Below are 20,279 nucleotides of genomic sequence, written 5' to 3'. Positions count from 1 at the left end.
GGGACTCCCGTCCCAGTGCTGGAAACCCCCATGCTGACCGGTAGCTACTCCTCTTCGCTGGTGTTGATTTCGCTGTGCGTGGCGATCCTGGCGTCCTATACCGCCCTTGACCTGGCCGGCCGCATCGCCACGGCCAAAGGCCGGGCTGCCCACTTGTGGATGTTCGGTGGCGCACTGGCCATGGGGATGGGCGTCTGGTCCATGCACTTTGTGGGCATGCTCGCCTTCAGCCTGCCCATCGACCTGGGGTATGACCTGGGCCTGACCGCGTTCTCGCTGTTGATCGCCGTGCTTTCATCGGGCTTTGCCTTGTGGCTGGTCAGCCAGCCAAGCCTGCCAAGTCTGCAATTGGCGTTTGGCGCGCTGATCATGGGTGCAGGCATTGCCTGCATGCACTACACCGGCATGGCGGCGATGCGCATGCTGCCAGGCATCGATTATGACCCGACACTGTTCGGCGCCTCGCTGCTGATCGCTGTCGGTGCCTCGGCGGCGGCATTGTGGATCGCCTTCCGCCTGCGTGCGCACACACCCTATGTGCGGCAGATTCGCGGCCTGGCAGCAGTGGTAATGGGCTTGGCCATCGTGGGCATGCACTACACCGGCATGGCAGCGGCGAACTTCCCGGATGGCAGCTTCTGCGGGGCGCTGGCGGGCGGTGGCCTGCAAGGCGATGGCCTGGTCTACCTGGTGCTCATCACCACCTTGTCAGTGTTGGCGGTAGCCTTGTTGACCTCGGTGCTGGACGCGCGCCTGGAGGTGCGCACCGCAGAGCTGGCCCGTTCGCTGACCTTGGCCAACCAGGAACTGACCCAGCTGGCCCTGCACGACACCCTGACAGGCCTGCCCAACCGCACCTTGCTGGCTGACCGCATCGAGCAGGCGATTGCCAGGGTGGCGGAGCAGGGCGGCTGTTTTGCCCTGATGTTCATCGACCTGGACGGTTTCAAACCGGTCAACGATGCGTTTGGCCACCACATTGGCGACCTGCTGCTCAAGGCCGTGGCCGCCCGCCTGCGCGGCCACCTGCACAGCCAGGACACCCTGGCACGGATCGGTGGCGATGAGTTCGTGCTGCTGGTGCAGTTGCAGGAACCCGACGATGCCATGGACGTGGCGGTCAAGCAGGTCAACCTGGTGTCACGGCCATTCCGGGTGGCCGAGCACGACCTGCAGTTGTCGGCCAGCCTGGGTATCGTCCTTTACCCGGGCAATGGCCAGGACCAGCACGAGCTGCTGCGCAATGCCGACGCGGCCATGTACCACGCCAAGAGCGCCGGCAAGAATGGCTACAGGTTCTTCGACGTGTCGATGAACAGCAACGCCCGCCAGCAGTTGCAGCTGCTGCAGGACTTGCGCCAGGCCGTGGCGCAGCGCCAGTTCCGCTTGCACTACCAGCCCAAGTTCGACGCCCAGGCTTGCCAGCCCATCGGTGCCGAAGCCTTGTTGCGCTGGGAGCACCCGCAGCAGGGGTTGCTGATGCCTGACCGCTTCATCGCGCTGGCAGAAAAAACCGGCCTGATCATCCCGATTGGCGAATGGGTGCTCAACGAAGCCTGCCGGCAGATGCGTCTCTGGCTGGACCAAGGCCATCATCAGTGGCGCATGGCGGTCAACCTGTCGGCTATCCAGTTCAGCCATTGCGGGCTGGTCGACAGCGTGGCCCAGGCCTTGCAGCACAATGGCCTGCCAGCCAACTGCCTGACCCTGGAAATTACCGAAACCACCGCCATGCATGACGCCGATGCCAGCCTCACAGTGCTGCAGCGCTTGTCCGATATGGGCGTGGACCTGTCCATTGATGATTTCGGTACCGGTTATTCCAGCCTGATGTACCTCAAGCGCCTGCCCGCCAACGAACTGAAGATCGACCGCGGCTTCGTGCGCGAACTGGAACAGGACAGCGATGACGCCGCGATCGTGTCGGCGATTGTCGCGCTAGGCCAGGCACTGGGGCTGCGAATCGTCGCCGAAGGGGTAGAAACTGACCGGCAGCAGGCGTTTCTGACCCGCCTGGGCTGTGACTCGCTGCAGGGCTACCTGTTGGGGCAACCCGTACCGGCCGAGCAATTTCTGAGCAAGCTGCAAGCGATGGGCCCGGGGGCCAAGTCTGCCGGTTAACCGGCGTCGCGCAAGGTAAAGGCGGGGGCGAAGGCATCCATCTCGGCCTCGACGGCCTCGATGATGCGTTCGACATCGGCGGCGGCCATGATTGCCGCACACGGGATGCCGGCAATCGCCAGCACGGTTTCTCCGGTGGCCCGGTCGAACAACCGCGCGACCATGCTGCGTGGCGCATCCATGCTGGCCTCGAAGCCCAGCGGGTGGAAATGCCAGCGCATCACCTGGCAGGCGTTGGGGAACGTCATCTTGTTCATGCCAGCCTCCTGGTCCGTGCCTGGACGTAGTGGGCGGGTGGCCACATCGATGCGGCCGCCGGGTAAGTAAACATAGCACCTGCAATGCGCGATTCTCAGCGGCGAACATGACAAATGTATTGATGCATGACAACGGTCACATCTGCGGCCCCGCCGGCGCAGTGCCAAAGCCCTCGGGGCAAACGTTTTCGCCTGTTGGATGTGCGCCCCGGCGCAGGTTTTCTGCGGGTTGCACTGTCGGCCCTGGCCCCTCGCTTTCAGACGAACGGCGTGCTCAACCCAGCAAACCGGCCGCGATGTTGATGGTGAACCCCAGGATTGCCGTGTTGAACACGAACCCCACCAGGGAATGCGCCAGCACTACCCGGCGCAAGCCACGCCCGGCCACCCCCACGTCGGAGGTCTGCACGGCCACGCTGATGGTGAACGAGAAGTAGTGGAAGTCCCAGTAGTCGGGGTTGCGTTCACCATCGGCAAATCGCAGGGGGGGTTCATGCTGCCGCCCGGTGTAGAACAACCGCGCATAGTGCAGGCTGAAGATGCAACCGATCATCAACCAGGACCCCGCCACCGTCAGGCCGGTGTACAGGTAGTGCAGGGCCTGGGCGCTGCCCTGCAGGCCGCGGCTGGACACCAGTTGCAGCGTCACTGCGGCCAGGCTGGCGATGGCGGCAATGCACACCGTCAGCAGCACCAGGCCGGCATTTTCATCTTCGATGCGGGCCACCTGGCGGACTTTCTCCGGGTTGGCGCTGCAGCTCAGGTACAGCACGAGCAGCAGATACAGCCAGACCCCCAGGTTCCAGCCAGCGAGGATATGCTGCACGCTGTCGCCAGCGGGTATCAGCCAGCCGCCGAGCAGGCCGACCACGGCGGCGATGCTCAGGCGGGGATGTGTACGGGTCAGGCGGTGGAAAGCCATGGGGCCTATTTCTCGGTCGATATGGCTATCACTCTAGCCTGTCGTGGCCAACCCGGTGGCAGGTCACCTGGCGCTTCAGGCCGGCAGCGGCAGGGTGGCCGGCGGCAACGCCGGTGTTGTTTGCTGGCGCCCATCGCACACCCTTGCAACTCTCAGTACACTGCACGTTCCAACACCAACATCTGTTGAACTCGAGGTTTTTGCATGAAGCTCAGTCCTTTGGCAGGCAAGCCGGCACCAGCCAGCGTGCTGGTCGATATTCCCCGGCTGCTCACCGCCTACTACACCGGCCGCCCAGACGCCGCCGTGGCGGCCCAGCGGGTGGCCTTCGGCACCTCGGGGCACCGCGGCACTTCGCTTGAATTGAGTTTCAACGAGTACCACGTCCTGGCCATCACCCAGGCGATCTGCCTGTACCGCAAGGAAAAGGGCATCGATGGCCCGCTGTTCATCGGCGCCGACACTCACGCCCTGTCGGCCCCTGCCGCCGCCAGCGCCCTGGAAGTGCTGGCCGCCAACGGCGTGCAGGTCATGCTGTCCAAGGATGACGAATACACGCCAACCCCGGCCGTATCGCACGCCATCCTCTGCCATAACCGTGGCCGTACCCAGGGCCTGGCCGACGGCATCGTCATCACCCCGTCGCACAACCCGCCGCAAAGCGGTGGCTTCAAGTACAACCCGCCCAATGGCGGCCCGGCCGACAGCGACGTGACCAAGTGGATCGAAGCCAAGGCCAACGACCTACTGGCGGCCAACCTGGCCGGCGTCAAGCGCATGGACCATGCCCAGGCCCTGCAGGCGGCCACCACCCAGCGCCATGACTACGTCAGCCACTATGTGGCCGACCTGGAAAACGTCATCGACTTCGACGTCATCCGTGCTGCCAAGCTGCGCCTGGGCGTAGACCCCCTGGGTGGGGCAGGGGTGCGTTACTGGTCGGCGATCGCCAAGCATTACCAACTCGACCTGGAAGTGGTGAATACCGAGGTCGACCCGACCTTCCGCTTCATGACCGTCGACTGGGATGGCCAGATCCGCATGGACCCATCCTCGCCGTATGCGATGCAGGGCCTGATCGGCCTGCGCGACCGCTTCGACGTGGCGTTCGCCTGCGACCCGGACCACGATCGCCATGGCATCGTCACGGCCGATGGCCTGCTGCAGCCGAACAACTACCTGGCCGTGGCCATCGATTACCTGTACCGCCATCGCCCGCAATGGCGCAGCGATGCCGCGGTTGGCAAGACCGTGGTGTCCAGCGGCCTGATCGATCGGGTTACCCAGCGCCTGGGCCGCGAGCTGTATGAAGTGCCGGTGGGCTTCAAGTTCTTTGCCCAAGGCCTGTTCGACGGCACACTCGGTTTTGGTGGCGAAGAAAGTGCAGGGGCATCGTTCCTGCGCCGCGATGGCTCGGTGTGGGCCACCGACAAGGACGGCCTGATCCCCGCGCTGCTGGCTGCCGAGATGACCGCCCGCACCGGGCGCAACCCTAGCCAGGCCTATGCCGACCTGACCGAGGCACTGGGCAAACCCTATGCCACCCGCGTCGAGGCCAAGGCCGATGCGCGGCAGAAGGCGCTGCTGAGCAAGCTGGCACCGGAGCAGGTGAAATCCACCGAGCTGGCCGGTGAGCCGATCGTGCAGATCCTCAGCCACGCCCCGGGTAATGGCCAGGCGATTGGCGGGCTGAAGGTGATGACTGCCAACGGTTGGTTCGCCGCACGCCCGTCAGGCACCGAAGACATCTACAAGATCTACGCCGAAAGCTTCATCGACGAAGCCCACCTGCAGCGCCTGGTGCAGGAAGCGCAGGTGCTGGTGGACGCTGCCATCGCCTGACCGGCAACAAAGCACTTGGAACTGCGGCGCGATGTAAATTAGAATTAATCCTATTTACGCCGCCGCAGGGCCTTCCCATGATCGACGCCGCGCCGCCACAAGAGCCTAGCCTGCCTGCCCTGTATCGGGAGCATCGCAGCTGGCTGGAAAGCTGGCTGCGCCGGCGCATGGGCAATGCCTGGGATGCCGCCGACCTCAGCCAGGATACGTTCCTGCGGGTACTGGCCAGTGCTCAGCCGCTGGCAGACATCCGCGAGCCACGCGCCTACCTGCTTACCGTGGGCAAGCGCCTGCTCAGCAACTTCCACCAGCGCCGCAGCCTGGAGCAGGCCTACATGGATGCCTTGGCGCAGTTGCCTGAGCAGCATGTACCGTCGCCCGAGCAGCGCTGGATCGTGCTGGAAACCCTGCAAGCACTGGATGAACTGCTCGACGGCCTGAAGCCGCCGGTGCGCAGGGCGTTTCTCTGGAGCCAGCTGGAAGGCCTGGGCTATGCCGAAATCGGCAAGCGGCTGGGTGTGTGCGAGCGCTCGGTCAAACGTTACATGGCGCAGGCTTACGAGCATTGCCTGTTGGCCGATCTGCAATGACCCAACCTAGCGCCGAAACCCGCAAGGCCGTGCGTGCCGCTGCCCGTTGGCTGGCACTGCTGGATTCCGGCGCCGCCAGCGACAAGGACCTGCGGCGGCTCGCGCAATGGCGCGCCAGCAGCAGCCTGCATGAGCAGGCGTGGCACAAGGCAGCCTTGTTGCGCGCGCGCTTCTCCGGGCTGCCAGGGGCGTTGGCAATGGCCACGCTGGACCGCCCGGATGCCGGCCGACGGGCGCTGCTCAAGCGCGCCCTGGGCGTGGCGGCGGTGCTGCCGGCGGCGTGGCTGGCAAGCCGTGAGCTGCCCCTGGAAACCTGGGCTGCCGACCTGCGTACCGCGGTGGGAGAGCAGCGCCAGGTGCTGTTGAGCGACGGGACGTTCCTGCAGTTGAATACCGACAGCGCGGTCGATCTCGACCTGGGTGCACGGCGCCTGACCTTGCTGCGCGGGGAGGTTGCGGTAAAGGTGCCCGCGCATCTGCAACTGACCTTGCACGTGCCCGAGGGCCAGGTGCTGCTGGGCGATGCAGAGGTGTGCTTGCGCCTGTTGGGCGACGCCTGCCGGGTGTCGGTGCTCAACGGCAGGGCCCAGCTTCAGCCGGCCCGCGGCCCGGCACGCACGCTGCTGGCAGGGCAGCAGGCCAGCTTGCAGGCAACTGGCGTCGGCGCGGTCAGCGGGCTGGACCCTTGGCGGCTGGGCTGGCGCGAAGGGGTGCTGCGGCTGGACGACCGGCCGCTGGGCGAACTGTTGCACGAGCTGCGTCGCTACCGCCCCGGGGTGCTGCGCTGGGCGCCCGCGCTGGAGCGGCTGCGCGTCACCGGCACGTTCCGCCTTGACGACACCGACCGGGTGCTGGCCTTGCTGGCTGCAAGCCTGCCGTTGCAGGTGCAGTCACGCACCCGTTACTGGGTCAGTTTGTCTGCGCGAGAAAATCGTGCATGAGGCTGTCCCCTTTTTTTCACTCGCCGGTCATTACCGGTAGGAGAAAATAAAGGGGAGCCTTGTTCAATGCCTGCAGTAAAGTCTTGCCGCCTGCGCCCACTGGCGCGCGCCGCGCATCCGTTGTTCGCCATGAGCCTGTTGCTGTGTTCACCGGCCTGGGCCGATGAGCCCGTGCGCCGCACTTACCAGGTAGCGCCCGCCAGCCTGGGGGCCGCGTTGACCCGCTTCGCCGACCAGGCGGGCGTCAGCCTTTCGCTGGACCCGGCACTGGTGCAAGGCCGGCAGAGCGCTGGCCTGTCTGGCGCCTACAGTGTTGACGAAGGGTTTGCCCAATTGCTGCGTGGCAGCGGCCTGCAATGGCTCCCGGTGGGTGAAGGGGCCTTCACCCTGGTGCCGGCCCCCCAGGCCGGTAGCGCCCTGGAAATCGCCCCTACCAGTATCGTCGGCGGGCTGGTCGCCCCTGGCCAATCGCAGCCCTACGCTGGCGGCCAGGTGGCACGCCAGGGCGCACAAGGCCTGCTCGGCTCGCGGGACTTCATGGAAACCCCCTTCAGCATCACCAGTTACACCAGCGAGGTGGTCAAGAACCAGCAGGCCCGCACCCTGGGCGAGCTGATTGCCAGCGACCCCTCGGTACGCGCCACCAACCCCGCCGGCGGGCGCTTCGAACAATTCACCATTCGCGGCTTCAGCCTGTTCAACAGTGATGTCGCCTACAATGGCTTGTACGGGATCTTGCCGACCTATTCGATCGACATGGAAATGGCCGAGCGGGTCGATATCATCAAAGGCCCCAACCAGTTGCTCAACGGCATATCGCCCCGGGGCAGCGTAGGCGGTGGCATCAACGTGCAACCCAAGCGCGCTGGCGACAAGCCGATTACCACGTTCACCGGCAGCTATGCCTCCGACAGCCAGGTGGGGGGTGCCGTGGATATCGGCCGGCGCTTCGGCGAAGGTGACCAGTTCGGTGTGCGCTTCAACGGCGTCAAGCAAGCCGGCGATACTGCCTGGGACCACCAGTCTGTCGATCGCCAGATGGCGGTGCTGGGCCTGGATTTCCGCGGCGAGCGCCTGCGCCTCTCGGCCGACCTGGGCCACACCGAGCGCGATACCGATGCGCCGCAGGAGCGTGTGCTGATCGGCGCCAACGCCAAGGTGCCGGATGCCGATGACGTGCGCCACAACTATGCCCAGGCCTGGAGCAAGGCGCGCACCAATGACACCTTTGGCGCACTGAATGCCGAATACGATATCAGTGATTCGCTGCTGGCCTATGGTGCGGTCGGCGCGCGCAAGAGCAACCATGACTTCCTGCGCCACAACGTGTCGGTCATCAATGACGCCGGCAATTTCAGTGTGCAGCCCCGCGACTTTACCCGCGATGAATCTGTGCGTACTGCCATGGCTGGCCTGCGCAAGTGGCTGCAGACCGGGCCGGTCAGCCACGAACTGAACCTGGCCGCCAGCTATTACTACATGGACTTCACCAACGGCGGCGCCCGTTATGCCGCCGCACCCAGCAACCTCTACCACCCGGTGGCCACACCCACGCCGGGCACACCCACCCGCTTCGATTCGAAGGTCTACACGGAAAACCGCTTCTCCGGCGTGGCCCTGGCCGACACCCTGGGCTTTTTCGACGACCGCCTTCTGCTGACCCTGGGCGCGCGCTGGCAGCGGGTGCAAGTGGATGACTGGAGTGATGGCGTCAAAGGCGACACCGCCTATGACGAAGAAAAGGTCTCGCCCTCTGGCGGGGTGCTGCTCAAGGTCACCGAGCAGTTGTCGCTGTACGCCAATTACATGGAAGGCCTGAGCCAAGGCAAGATCGCCCCGTCGACCTCGGTCAACGAAGACCAGATATTTCCGCCATTCACCAGCCGCCAGGTCGAGGTCGGGGCCAAGTATGACTTTGGCCAGGTGGCCTTCACCGCCAGCGCGTTCCGCATTCGCCAGCCGGCCTACGAAACCAACCCGGCTTCGCGGGTGTTCGGCCCCAATGGCAAGCGTGATAACCGCGGCATCGAGCTGAGTGTGTTCGGTGAGCCTGTGCAGGGTGTGCGGGTACTGGGTGGGGTGATGTACATCGACAGCGAGCTGACCGACACGGTCGATGGCGCCTACGACGGCAACCGCGCCCCGGCCACGCCGAAGTACAACGTGAACCTGGGGGGCGAGTGGGACGTGCCGGGGGTCAAAGGCTTGACCCTGACAGCACGCGGTATCCACTCCAGCTCGCAGTACCTGGACCAGAACAACAGCAAGAAGATCGATGGCTGGGAGCGCTATGACCTGGGGGCGCGCTACGCGTTCAAGGTGGATGAGACCGAGGTCACATTGCGTGCCAGCGTCGAGAACGTGCTGGATGACCGCTACTGGAGCTCGACAGGGGCCCCGGATGACAGCGAGCCGGGCCTGACCCTGTCGACCCCACGCACCTATCTGCTGTCTGCCACGGTCGGCTTCTAAGCCTTGCACCGTCCCCTGTAGGAGCGGCCTTGTGTCGCGATGGGGCGCGAAGCGGCCCTAAATTTTCAGCTTCGCCGCAACTTCAGCTTCGTCGCAAAAAAACGGGGCCGCTTCGCGCCCCATCGCGACACAAGGCCGCTCCTACAGGGCAAGCGCCTGGCAATTGCCGGTCACGCCTGGTCCGGCACCACGGCGATCACGTCGATCTCCATCAGCCATTCGGCCTGGGCCAGGCCGGCCACTACCAGGCCGGTGGAAATCGGGAACACGCCCTTGAGCCATTTGCCCACTTCCTTGTACACCGGCTCCCCGCAACCNNAAACGTGGGTCGGTGATGTAGGTGGTGGTCTTGACGATATGCGACAGGTCCGAGCCGGCTTCTTCGAGCAGTTGCTTGACGTTCTTCATCGCCTGTTCGGCCTGCGCCCGCGGGTCACCCAGGCCCACTAGCCTGCCTTCGAAGTCGGTGCCGACCTGGCCACGCACATAAATGGTGTTACCGGCCCGCACCGCCTGGCACAGGTCGTTGTCCAGGGTCTGGTTGGGGTAGGTGGCCTTGGTGTTGAACATGCGGATGCGGGTATGGGTAGGCATCAGTGGGCTCCGAGGGTGCTGACGTTGCTGAATGCGGCAGGTTGCTGCCGGTCGGCCGCGCGCTGGTCGCGGTCGCGGTAGGCGCTGTAGGTGCGTTGCGTGGCAATGTGGCCGGCGACGTGTTTGGCGTCGTGCCATACGCCCCAGATGAACGACGAGCCACGGCGCGACAGCCACGGCAGGCCAAGGAAATACACACCTGGTTCGCGAGCGACACCGCGCTGATGCTGGGGCTTGCCGTTGGCGTCGAAGGTGTCCACCTGCAGCCAGCTGAAGTCCACGCCGTAGCCGGTGGCCCAGATGATGCTGCGGACACCGGCCTTGGCCAGGTCCAGCTGCTGCAGTGGGTCGAGCATGCAGGCCGGGTCGGCCAGGCGCCGGCGCGCTTCAGGCTCTTGCGGCAGGTCGAGGCCGTTGCGCTCCACATAGGCATCGGCGGCGTCCAGCAAGGCCAGGTAGTTCTCATCGCCCCGCGTGATGTTCTCGACCAGGTTGTCCTGGAAGTGCGCCACGCCGTTTTCGAACGACCGGGTCAGGCCAACCAGGGTCATGCCCTGGTGGGCGAGGGCACGGAAGTCGACCGTATGGCCCCCACGGGCGCCGCTCACGGCAATGGTCACGTGCTCGCGGCCAGGCTTGGCAATCTCTGCGTCCCATTCACCCAATACGCCAAGCCACCAGCAGAAGTCGCGGTTGCGGTAAGCCCGTGGCGGGCGATCATGAGCGCCGACCGACAGGTACACCTGGCGGCCGGCACGCATCAGCTCTTCGGCGATCTGCACGCCGGACGAGCCTGCACCCACCACCAGCACTGCACCTTCGGGCAGTTGTTCGGGGTTGAAGTAGGCGGCCGAGTGGATCTGGTGCAGGTTGGCGTCTTTTGGCGCGATCGCCGGTATCACCGGCTTCTGGAACGGGCCGGTCGCCGCCACCACGCGGTTGGCGCGGATCACGCCTTCATTGGTTTCGATGGTGAAGCCAGGGCGGTCGCTGTTGCGCTGTACTTTCTTCACTTCGATGCCGGTGCGCACCGGCAGGTTGAACTTACGTACGTACTGCTCGAAGTAGTCGGCCACCTGGTCCTTGCCGGCGAAGGCGTCGGCATCGAGGTTGAATTCCAGCCCTGGGAAGCGGTCGTGCCAGGCCGGCCCATTGGCCACCAGCGAATCCCAGCGGCCGCTGCGCCAGGCCTCGGCAATGCGGTTGCGCTCCAGCACCAGGTGCGGCACGCCCAGCTTGCTCAGGTGTTCGCTCATGGCCACGCCAGCCTGGCCGGCGCCGACCACGAGGGTGTCGATTTCGAAGTTGTTCAGTGTCATGTCCGAGCCCTTGTTCAGGCGGTTTTTGTCAGGTCGGTTCGGGGACCGCCGTTGCCTGGGGCCAGACTAGGGATGCTGCGCAAATGGCGAAAATAGTATTTAGCTGGGGCTTGCCGATAAAACGGCGAAGGCCCGGATCTTGTGAACGCAACTGTGGTGTTGGAACGTTGAAAGCTCGCGCACTCGCTGTGGGAGCGGGCCTCAGACCCTAGTTTTTTCCTGCCTAGCCCCTCGGAAAAAGGTGGTTTCGCCTGCCCGAAGGTTCCACCCAGAATGGCCTGCATTGCACAGCACAACAGGAACCATGCCATGACCTTCTCCATCATTGGTCGCTGCCAGGAAACCGGCCAGGTCGGTATCGCCATCAGTTCATCGAGCATCGCCGTAGGGGCCCGTTGCCCGTGGGTGCGTGCCGGCGTGGGCGCGGTCGCTACCCAGAACATCACCCTGCCGGCGCTGGGCCCGCAGATTCTCGACGCCATGGAGCAGGGCCAGTTGCCACCCGCCGCAGCGCTGGACCGGGTGTTGAGCGCCAATGGCTGGAGCGAGTACCGCCAGGTGACGGTCATCGACAGCACCGGCCAGGTGGCTTTGTTCACGGGGCGCGAGGCGCTTGGCACACACCATGCCGTGGCCGGCGAGCAATGCGCGGCGGCGGGCAACCTGCTGTCCTCCACCCAGGTGATCGAAGCGATGGTGCTGGCCTTCGAACAGGCCGGTGGGCACCTGGCCGACCGCCTGCTGGCGGCCATGCACGCGGCGATGGCTGCGGGCGGTGAGGCAGGGCCGGTACACTCGGCGGCGCTGAAAATTGCGGGTGAGCTGACCTGGCCACTGGTGGACCTGCGCGTCGACTGGGCCGACAACGACCCGATCGGAGCGCTCGATGGCCTGTGGCAAGCCTACCGCCCACAAATGCAGGACTACGTTACCCGCGCCCTCAACCCGACCTCTGCGCCAAGCTACGGGGTGCCGGGCGATGAGTGAGTTTGCCAGCCGCACGCTGCTGGCCAGGCTGGTCGGCTTTGCCACGGTCAGCCGTGATTCCAACCTGGCGCTGATCGGCTTCATTCGCGATTACCTGGCCGGGTTGGGCGTGGAATGCGAGCTGTTCCACAACCCGGAGAGAACCAAGGCTAACCTGTTTGCCACCATCGGCCCCAAGGATGTTGGCGGCGTGGTGCTGTCCGGGCACACCGACGTGGTGCCGGTAGACGGCCAGGCCTGGTCGGTCGAACCGTTCGCCCTCAGCGAACACGATGGCCGCTTGTATGGCCGTGGCACAGCCGACATGAAAGGCTTCATCGCGTCAGTGCTGGCAGCGGTACCCGCATTTCTCGCCCAACCGCTGCGCATGCCGGTGCACCTGGCATTTTCATATGACGAAGAGGTCGGCTGCCTGGGTGTACGCTCGATGCTCGCAGCGCTCGAACAACGCCGGCACAAACCGCGGCTGTGCCTGATCGGTGAGCCCACTGAACTCAAACCCGTGTTGGGGCACAAGGGCAAACTGGCGATGCGCTGCCAGGTGCATGGCGCTGCTTGCCATTCAGCGTATGCACCGTATGGCGTGAATGCCATCGAGTATGCCGCCAGGCTTATCGGCAAGCTGGGTGATATCGGCGACGCGCTGGCCTTGCCGCAGCATCACGACGAGCGTTTTGACCCACCGTTCTCCACGGTGCAGACCGGGGTGATCAAAGGGGGCAGGGCGCTGAACATCGTGCCGGCCGAGTGCGAATTCGATTTCGAGGTGCGTGCCTTGCCGGGGTTCGAGGCACAGGCGGTGGCGGACCAACTACAGGCCTATGCCGAGACCGAGTTGCTGCCGCGCATGCGCAAGGTCCACGCCGACAGCGCCATTCGCCTGCAGCCGCTGAGTGCCTATCCGGGGTTGGCTACACCGCAGAACAGCGAAGCTGCGCAGCTGGTGGCGCTGCTCAGTGGTTCGGATAAGTTCGGCACCGTGGCGTTTGGTACTGAAGGCGGGCTGTTCGACCAGGCGGGCATCCCCACCGTGGTGTGCGGGCCCGGGAGCATGGAGCAGGGGCACAAGCCGGATGAATTCGTCAGTGTCGAACAGTTGCAGGGCTGTGATGCCATGCTGCTCAGGCTGGTGGATCACCTCAGGCAGGCTTGACGGTTGAGCTGCCGGGGCTCTGTGGGCGCGGGTGCACCCGCGAATGGGCCGCAGTGCGGCCCCCGGCGACTCAGAAGGTTGCTTTTACCTGCAGGCCCACCACCAGCGCGTTGTCGATGTCTTTGCCAGTGAACGCCCCTGGCTCGATGATGTACTGCACATCCGGGCGCAGGTTCAGCCATGGCGTTGCCTGGTAGCCGTAGCTCAGCTCGATCAACTGCTCGGCGCTGTCGATATCGGGGAACGGCTGGCCGGCGTTGAATGCAGCATCTTCCAGCACATCGCGGCTCCGCGGGTTGGGTACGGCGCGGCCGTAACCCAGTGCCACGGTATCTCTCGGGCGGCCTTCGAACGGCTTGTACAGCACCACCCCGGCGCCATACCACTTGGTAAACGGCGAAGCGGCCTTGCTCGACGCCGAATACTGGCCGAAGGCGTGCAGGCTGCGGCCTGGCGAGGCCTGATCGTTCCACAGCGCCTGGTCGACCAGCAGGTAGTGCCCGCCGCGCCCCGACACTTCGTCGTCGCTGCCGATGCGCTTCACGTCGGAGCTGTCGTAGTAGTACCCCAGCTTGTACTCGCCCGGCAGCTCGCCCTGCAGCTTGTACACCAGCTCCACCGGGACCACGGTGCCAGTGGTGTGCTTGGGCCCCAGGTGCCAGGCACGGCTGGAATTGCCGTTGCTCTCGGGGTCCACATTGAACGCTGCCACACGCAGTTGCCAGGCGGGCGACAGGTCGTACTTCACGCGCACGCCGAGGTGGGCGTTGGGGTAGTTGGTCCAGCCGCTGCCCCCCGACATGTTCAGCGGGTGGCCACAGAAGCCGGCGTTCATGAAATTGCACAGGATGCCGCTGTCCAGGCCGCCGACGTCGTTGCCCATGGCCATGTAGCCCAGCTTGACGTTGAGCGCAGGGGTGAACAGGGTGCGTTCGTAGCTCAGCTCGGTCAGGCGGGTGTACAGACCGCCGTAGTTTTCCTGGATCGGCAGGCGGTTGCCGACCAGATCGTCCGACGCGCTGTTGCCGCGACGGTCGTTGATGGTCAGCTGGACTTTGCCGCCGTTGTCCAGGCCATACAGCTTCGACAGGTCGAACTGCACGCCCAGCTTGACGTTCTGCGAGTAACGCGCCGAGCGGTGCAGGCCGCCATGCGCGTTGTAGGCGGTTTCACCGCTGTAGTCGCCGGTGATTTTCACCCCGTCCTGTTCCAGCTGGTGGCGCAGGCCGCCCCAGTCACCGGTGAGGGTGCTGCGGGTGAGGAGGTCGTCGTTGGCGAGTGCAGTGCTGCTGGCCAACGCCAGCAGCAGGGTGGGGGTGAAGCGAATTACGGATGGCATTGCTGTGTCTCGGGTTGTCTGTTCGGGCCTCTTCGCGGGCGAACCCGCTGCCACAGGGGCTGCACCATTTGCCGGGGCAGTGATCCTCCTGTGACGGCGGGTTCACCCGCGAACGGGGCGACGCTGTGTTACGGCAAGGCGTAAGCGATCACGTAGTCGCCACGGTCGGTCGACTGGCGCGCACCGCCCGCTGTCACGACCACGTACTGCTTGCCGGTTTTCGGCGAAACGTAGGTCATAGGGCCGCCCTGGCTGCCCACTGGCAGGCGCGCCTTCCAGATTTCGTCACCGTTGCCGCTGTTGTAGGCGCGCAGGTAGAAGTCCTGGGTGCCGGCAATGAACACCAGGCCGCCTTGGGTCGACAGGGTGCCGCCCAGGGTGGGCAGGCCGATCTTGATCGGCAGGTGCATGCGGATACCCAGCGGGCCGGTGTCTTCAACGGTGCCCACCGGTACCTGCCAGGCCACCTGACGGGTCTTCATGTCGATCGCGGTGAGGGTGCCGAACGGCGGCGCCTGGCATGGAATACCGGCTACCGACAGGAAGCGGTTCTTGTTCACCGCATACGGGGTGCCCTTGAGCGGTACTGCACCCATGCCGGTGTTCAGGGCTTCGCCGCCGGACGCTGCATTGCCTTTGTTCTGCGACGGAATCATCTGGATCCACAGGCCCAGGCGCATGTCGTTGACGAAGATGAAACCGTGCACCGGGTCGGTGGAAAGGCTGCCCCAGTTCATGCCGCCCAGCGAACCCGGGAAGCTCAGCGACAGGTCGGTGCCGGGTGCTGTGTACAAGCCGTCATAGCGCATCTTCTTGAAGTCGATGCGGCACAGCAGCTGGTCATACGGGGTAGCACCCCACATGTCCGACTCGGTCAGGGTCTGCGCGCCGATCTGCGGCATGCCCACCGACTTGGGCTGGGTTGGCGAGTACGGCTCGTTTGGAATGTTACTTGGCTTGACCGGAACTTCGTCGACCTGGGTCAGCGGTTTGCCGGTGGCGCGGTCGAGCACATAGATCTGCCCGGCTTTGGTGCCGATCACTACCGCAGGTACGGTCTGGCCGTCGTCCTTGGTGAAGTCGATCAGGCTCGGCTGCATCGGCAGGTCGAAGTCCCAGAGGTCGTTGTGCACGGTCTGGTACACCCACTTCTGGTTGCCGGTGGTGGCGTCCAGGGCCAGCACCGAAGCGCCGTAGGTGTGGTCCAGCTTGCTGCGTTCAACACCGTAGATGTCGGTGGACGACGAGCCCATCGGCAGGAATACGGTGTTCATCGCCGGGTCGTAGGACATCGGTGCCCAGCTGTTCGGGGTGCTGCGCACGTAGGTGTTGTCGCCCTGCGGGGCCTGGCGGTCTTCCGGATTGCCCGGGTCGAAGGCCCAGCGCATTTCCCCGGTGATCACGTCGAAGCCACGGATCACGCCGCCTGGCATGTCGGTCTGGACGTTGTCGGCAACGCGGCCGCCGACCACCACGGTGGTGCCGGCCATCAGCGGTGCCGAGGACAGCTGGTAGTAAGAGTCTGGCACATCGCCCAGGCCGGCCATCAGGTTGACCTGGCCGTTGTTGCCGAAGCCCTGGCAGAACTCGCCGGTGTCGGCATCGACGGCAATCAGGCGGCCATCGATGGTGTTGGTCAGCAGGCGACGCTGGCAGTTGGCGCCGGCCGGCACGCTACCGCCGGTGACCGGCGAGCTGTTGGGCTGGGTCGGCTGGGCGACGGCCGCAGTGGCATCGAAATAGGCCAGGCCACGGCAACGCTGCCAGACCTTGGACTGGGCATTGATGGCGTTCTTCCACAGCTCTTTGCCGGTGTCGGCATCCAGCGCGATCAGGTTGTTGTGCGGGGTGCAGATGAATACCTTGTTGCCGATCTGCAGGGGTGTCAGCTGGTCTTCGGCACCGTTGCCGTCGCTGATGGCGACGTCGCCGGTGTGGTAGGTCCAGGCCACCTTCAGCTTGTTCACGTTGTCACGGTTGATCTGGTCCAGCGCGGCGAAGCGGCTGCCACCTTCGGTATTACCGTAGTGGGCCCAGTCCTTCTGTTCCTTGCCGGCCTCGACCGCGGTCATGCCCGGGCCTTTGCCAGTAGGGGCCACGCTTGGGTGGGCGACGAACATGTTGCCGGCGGCAACCGCCAGCACCACGGCCATCACCGCGGCAACGCCGTAGGCACCGCGCCCGGCGCTGGCGCCATTGGCGCGGGCCAGCAGTGGGTACACCAGCGCTACCACCATGCCGATGACACCGAACATGAACAGGCGCGAGAACAGCGGCCAGAACACCAGGCCGGCGTCGACCAGCGCCCAGAGGGCAGTGCCAACCAAGAACAGCGCGTACAGCCAGGCGCCCGCTTTTTTACGGCGGGCAATGAGCACACCGGCGATGGCCATGGCCAGGCCGCCGATCAGGAAGTACCAGGAACCGCCCAGGCCGGCGAGTTTGACGCCGCCGGCAGCCAGGAGCAGGCCAAGCAGGGCGATGATCACGCCCAGGCCAATCAGGATGATTTTAGAGGCGCCAGAGGCGCGCGGTGTTTCGTTCATGCCAGGGATCTCAGCAGGTGGAATGCGCGCAGTTTAATCTCTTAGCTTGCTAATTAACAAGTTGGTACATAATTCTGTGAGGCTGATTGTCGCAGGGCTGAACTTAACGCGGTGTGTCTAAAATCCTAGATCGTGTCTGGAAAAATGCATGAAAACCCCGGGTATGGCGGGCAAGGTTTTTTATCGCGGCTACGTTCATTTGTAGGCTTAACGCCGGTTGGGCGTGCGCCCGCCATGGCCCTGTTTGCTTGGCGCCATGCTTCTTGACCGGGCTGGCGGTTTATTAGACCTTTGCGATTTTTCGAGGACGGCCTGACATGGACAAACTTTTGGCGATGAAAATGTTCGTGGCCACCGTCGATGCCCAGGGTTTTTCAGCGGCTGCACGCCGGCTGGGGGTGGCGGCCTCATCGGTGACGCGCCTGGTCGATGCCCTTGAGTCGGCGCTGGGCGCCACCTTGCTCAATCGTTCGACGCGCCAGGTCAGTCTGACCGAGGCAGGCGCGCGCTACTACCAGCGCGCCCGAGGCATCTTCGAGGCGCTGGACGAGGCCGATGCCAGCATCTCGGACCGCGGTGAGGAACCGGTCGGTGTGCTGCGCCTGTGCTTGCCGGTGGAGTTCGGCAGGCGGGTCATCGCCCCGCACCTGGGGCCGTTTCTGGCGCGCCACCCGGCGCTGGAGCTGGACATCGACCTTAGCGACCGCATCGACGACCTGCTCGACGGGCGTTATGACCTGTCGATCCGCCTGGGTGACCCAGCGCCCAGCGATGAAATGGTGTGCCGCCCACTGGGCCGCTTCCAACGCTGGCTGGTCGCCAGCCCGGGCTACCTGGCCGAGCGCGGGCCGCTCTTGCATCCCCGGCAGTTGCTTGAACACCCCTGCCTGCGTTTTCGCTACGGGCAAAAAGCACGGCCCTGGCGGCTGACCTGTGGCCAGGAAAGCCTGGAGCTGGACGTAAGCGGGCCGCTGCGCAGTGCCAACGCCGACATGTTGCGCGAAACGGCGCTGGCGGGCAGCGGTATTGCATTGCTGGCCGACTGGCTGGTACGCGAAGACGTTGAAGGCGGTCGGCTGCAGCGCCTCTTCCCTGAATGGCAAGCCAACCCTGGCACCGCCAACGACTGTATCAACGCCCTGTACCTGCCCAACCACCGGGGTTCGCGACGGGTCAGCGCTTTCATCGGTTTTTGCGAAAATGTTCTGAAAACTGGCCGCTAGCGTTGCGCTATACGCAAAGGCGCGTTGCGTAGCTGCCCAATTCTCGGCGCCGCTGCCCGCAGGTAAGGTGGCCGTCATCCCCATACCTTGTCGAGGAACCTCGCATGAACCCTTCCGTCGCTTCAGCGCAACCGGCCACTGCCGGCCTGAGCCGGGCCCTGGTGGTACTCCTGGCGTTCTGCTGCGGCGCTATCGTCGCCAACATCTACTACGCCCAACCCATCGTGGGGCTGATCGCCCCGGACCTGGGGCTGTCTACCGAACATGCCAGCCTGATCGTTTCCCTCACCCAGCTCGGCTATGCCTTGGGCCTGTTGTTGCTGGTACCGTTGGCCGACTTGCTGGAAAACCGTCGTCTGATGGTGGCCACCGCCGTTCTGGCCTGCATCAGCCTGCTGTTGGCAGGTACCAGTGGCAGTGGCCAGGGGCAGTTGTTCCTGGGTTACGCCCTGCTGATCGGCTTCAGTTCAGTGGCAGTGCAGATGCTGATTCCGCTGGCGGCGCACCTGGCGCCCGAGCACCAGCGCGGTCGGGTAGTGGGCAACATCATGGGTGGGTTGCTGCTGGGCATCCTGCTGGCCCGGCCGTTGTCCAGCCTGGTGGCCGACCACTTCGGCTGGCGTGCGGTGTTCATCGGCGCTGCCGGGGTGATGTTGGCGATCATCCTGCTGCTGGCGTCGACCCTGCCGCAGCGTCGGCCCGAGCACAAGGCCAGTTACGCAGGGCTGATGCTGTCGCTGCTCACCTTGCTGCGCCGTTACCCGCTGCTGCGCCAGCGCTCGCTCTACCAGGCCTTGATGTTCGCCGCATTCAGCCTTTACTGGACGGCGGTGCCGCTGGCCCTGGCTGCAGGGCATGGCCTGTCGCAAAGCCAGATTGCCTTGTTCGCGTTGGTCGGCGCAGTGGGTGCGGTTGCGGCACCCATTGCCGGCCGCCTGGCCGATGCCGGGCATGCCCGGGCGGGGTCGTTACTGGCGCTGTTACTGGCGCCGGCCGCCTTGCTGCTGGGTTTGACGGTGCCCGGCTACAGCGTGATCGGCCTGGGCCTGACGGGTGTGCTGCTGGATTTCGCGGTGCAGATGAACATGGTGATCGGCCAGCGTGAAGTGTATGCACTGGACCCGGCCAGCCGTGGGCGTTTGAATGCGGTGTACATGACCAGCATCTTCCTTGGCGGGGCAGTGGGTTCGGCAGTGGCCAGTGCGCTGTTCAGCCAGGTTGGTTGGGCAGGGGTGGCATTGGTGGGCGCCGCCTTGCCGGGGCTGGCGCTGCTGGTCTTCGTTTTCCAGGCACGCCAGGCTCGATAGGCGCTGCAACGCCGGTGGCAGTGGCCTGCCTGTGCCAGGGGCTAGCGGCTCAAGGGCAAGGCCACGCCAATCAGGGCGAACAAGCCCCCGCAGCAGCGATTGAAGCCTTTGCCTGCTTTGCTCAGCCAGGGCCGAACGCGGTACGCCAGCCGCGCCAGCAGGTATTCGACCAGAAACTCGACGCTGGCGAAGGTGGCCGCCATGACCACGAACTGCAACAGCAGCCCGCGCTGTGGGTCGATGAACTGTGGCAGGAACGCGCCGTAGAACAGCAGCACCTTGGGGTTGGCCATGGCCGACAGCAGCCCTTGGCGAAACAACCCTGCGTTGTTCAGCCCAGCGTTGCCCGCATTGAGTTCCAACTGCAGGCCTGGGCTGCGCCACAGCTGCACACCTAGCCAGACCAGATAGGCACCCCCTAGCCATTTCAGTACGCCAAGCACCGACGCAGAGGCCTGCAGCAATGCACCAAGGCCGAACATCGCCAGGGCGATGAGCGCGCTGAAGCCGAATACGCCGCCGACAATGGTGAACAGGGTTCGCCGGGCCCCATACAGGGCGCCGTGGGTCAAGGCCAGCAGGCTGTTAGGGCCTGGGGTGAGCGACAAACCGATGCTCGCCAGCAGGTAGATGAGCCATGTGTCGAGGTTCATGCCGGGTAACGCC

15 protein-coding genes and 1 pseudogene are annotated in these 20,279 nt (G+C 64.9%); 9 read left to right on the top strand and 7 right to left on the bottom strand.

Features of this window, described 5'->3' with window-relative positions:
• The first annotated feature begins 30 nt into the window (after nucleotides 1-30).
• Nucleotides 31-2,121 (top strand): bifunctional diguanylate cyclase/phosphodiesterase, encoded by a 2,091-nt coding sequence (locus G1E_RS04110; RefSeq protein WP_047149652.1) that lies wholly within the window; start codon nucleotides 31-33, stop codon nucleotides 2,119-2,121.
• Here G1E_RS04110 and G1E_RS04105 read toward each other — a convergent pair.
• Together G1E_RS04105 and G1E_RS04100 are read right to left on the bottom strand one after the other, a co-directional pair.
• Entirely contained in the window at nucleotides 2,118-2,378 is a 261-nt protein-coding gene (locus tag G1E_RS04105; RefSeq protein WP_009686520.1) for a DUF1652 domain-containing protein, read from the bottom strand. The genes G1E_RS04110 and G1E_RS04105 overlap by 4 nt on opposite strands.
• Nucleotides 2,379-2,652: 274 nt before the next feature.
• Nucleotides 2,653-3,300: a DUF1345 domain-containing protein gene (locus G1E_RS04100; protein ID WP_009686521.1), complete on the bottom strand. Its 648-nt coding sequence runs from the start codon at nucleotides 3,298-3,300 to the stop codon at nucleotides 2,653-2,655.
• A gap of 204 nt (nucleotides 3,301-3,504) precedes the next feature.
• Between G1E_RS04100 and pgm the strand changes: the two genes are divergently transcribed.
• The 4 genes from pgm to G1E_RS04080 all read left to right on the top strand — a co-directional run bounded on the left by pgm (nucleotide 3,505) and on the right by G1E_RS04080 (nucleotide 9,145).
• A complete protein-coding gene (pgm, locus tag G1E_RS04095; protein ID WP_009686522.1) occupies nucleotides 3,505-5,142 on the top strand; it encodes a phosphoglucomutase (alpha-D-glucose-1,6-bisphosphate-dependent) in 1,638 nt (545 codons plus the stop codon).
• Nucleotides 5,143-5,219: 77 nt separating this feature from the next.
• Nucleotides 5,220-5,732, top strand: coding sequence for a sigma-70 family RNA polymerase sigma factor (locus tag G1E_RS04090; protein ID WP_009686523.1), 513 nt, complete (start codon nucleotides 5,220-5,222; stop codon nucleotides 5,730-5,732).
• The gene (locus tag G1E_RS04085) at nucleotides 5,729-6,673 is read left to right on the top strand and encodes a FecR domain-containing protein (RefSeq protein WP_047149651.1); all 945 of its coding nucleotides are present in this window, start codon (nucleotides 5,729-5,731) and stop codon (nucleotides 6,671-6,673) included. Before G1E_RS04090 ends, G1E_RS04085 begins: the two co-directional genes overlap by 4 nt.
• A gap of 66 nt (nucleotides 6,674-6,739) precedes the next feature.
• Nucleotides 6,740-9,145 carry a TonB-dependent receptor gene (locus G1E_RS04080; RefSeq protein WP_009686526.1) on the top strand — a complete coding sequence of 802 codons (2,406 nt, stop codon included), beginning with the start codon at nucleotides 6,740-6,742 and terminating at the stop codon, nucleotides 9,143-9,145.
• Nucleotides 9,146-9,315: 170 nt separating this feature from the next.
• Here the strand turns inward: G1E_RS04080 and G1E_RS04075 are convergent.
• Both G1E_RS04075 and G1E_RS04070 read right to left on the bottom strand, forming a co-directional pair.
• A pseudogene (locus G1E_RS04075) lies at nucleotides 9,316-9,739 on the bottom strand (RidA family protein).
• Nucleotides 9,739-11,058: an NAD(P)/FAD-dependent oxidoreductase gene (locus G1E_RS04070; RefSeq protein ID WP_009686529.1), complete on the bottom strand. Its 1,320-nt coding sequence runs from the start codon at nucleotides 11,056-11,058 to the stop codon at nucleotides 9,739-9,741. Before G1E_RS04070 ends, G1E_RS04075 begins: the two are co-directional and overlap by 1 nt.
• Nucleotides 11,059-11,367: 309 nt before the next feature.
• Between G1E_RS04070 and G1E_RS04065 the strand changes: the two genes are divergently transcribed.
• Both G1E_RS04065 and argE read left to right on the top strand, forming a co-directional pair.
• Nucleotides 11,368-12,045 (top strand): DUF1028 domain-containing protein, encoded by a 678-nt coding sequence (locus G1E_RS04065; protein ID WP_009686530.1) that lies wholly within the window; start codon nucleotides 11,368-11,370, stop codon nucleotides 12,043-12,045.
• Nucleotides 12,038-13,198: an acetylornithine deacetylase gene (argE, locus tag G1E_RS04060; protein ID WP_009686531.1), complete on the top strand. Its 1,161-nt coding sequence runs from the start codon at nucleotides 12,038-12,040 to the stop codon at nucleotides 13,196-13,198. Before G1E_RS04065 ends, argE begins: the two co-directional genes overlap by 8 nt.
• A gap of 70 nt (nucleotides 13,199-13,268) precedes the next feature.
• On the opposite strand, the gene G1E_RS04055 is transcribed toward argE, so the two are convergent.
• Complete coding sequence (locus G1E_RS04055) at nucleotides 13,269-14,537, bottom strand: carbohydrate porin (protein ID WP_009686532.1); 1,269 nt, start codon at nucleotides 14,535-14,537, stop codon at nucleotides 13,269-13,271.
• A 128-nt stretch (nucleotides 14,538-14,665) separates the two neighbouring features.
• Nucleotides 14,666-17,083, bottom strand: a complete 2,418-nt coding sequence (locus G1E_RS04050; RefSeq protein ID WP_009686533.1) for a glucose/quinate/shikimate family membrane-bound PQQ-dependent dehydrogenase — start codon at nucleotides 17,081-17,083, stop codon at nucleotides 14,666-14,668.
• A 317-nt stretch (nucleotides 17,084-17,400) separates the two neighbouring features.
• On the opposite strand from G1E_RS04050, the gene G1E_RS04045 reads away from it, so the two are divergent.
• Both G1E_RS04045 and G1E_RS04040 read left to right on the top strand, forming a co-directional pair.
• On the top strand, nucleotides 17,401-18,306 hold the full coding sequence (locus G1E_RS04045) for a LysR family transcriptional regulator (protein WP_009686534.1): 906 nt from the start codon (nucleotides 17,401-17,403) through the stop codon (nucleotides 18,304-18,306).
• 104 nt (nucleotides 18,307-18,410) lie between these two features.
• Nucleotides 18,411-19,613, top strand: a complete 1,203-nt coding sequence (locus G1E_RS04040) for an MFS transporter (RefSeq protein ID WP_009686535.1) — start codon at nucleotides 18,411-18,413, stop codon at nucleotides 19,611-19,613.
• Nucleotides 19,614-19,654: 41 nt separating this feature from the next.
• Here G1E_RS04040 and G1E_RS04035 read toward each other — a convergent pair whose 3' ends face one another.
• The gene (locus G1E_RS04035) at nucleotides 19,655-20,266 is read right to left on the bottom strand and encodes a LysE family translocator (protein WP_009686536.1); all 612 of its coding nucleotides are present in this window, start codon (nucleotides 20,264-20,266) and stop codon (nucleotides 19,655-19,657) included.
• Between the last annotated feature and the right edge of the window lie 13 nt (nucleotides 20,267-20,279).

It is taken from the genome of Pseudomonas sp. TJI-51 (genome assembly GCF_000190455.2).
GTDB lineage: Bacteria > Pseudomonadota > Gammaproteobacteria > Pseudomonadales > Pseudomonadaceae > Aquipseudomonas > Aquipseudomonas juntendi.
Note: the sequence above shows the minus strand (reverse complement) of the source record. Positions and strands in the feature narration are given on the sequence as shown.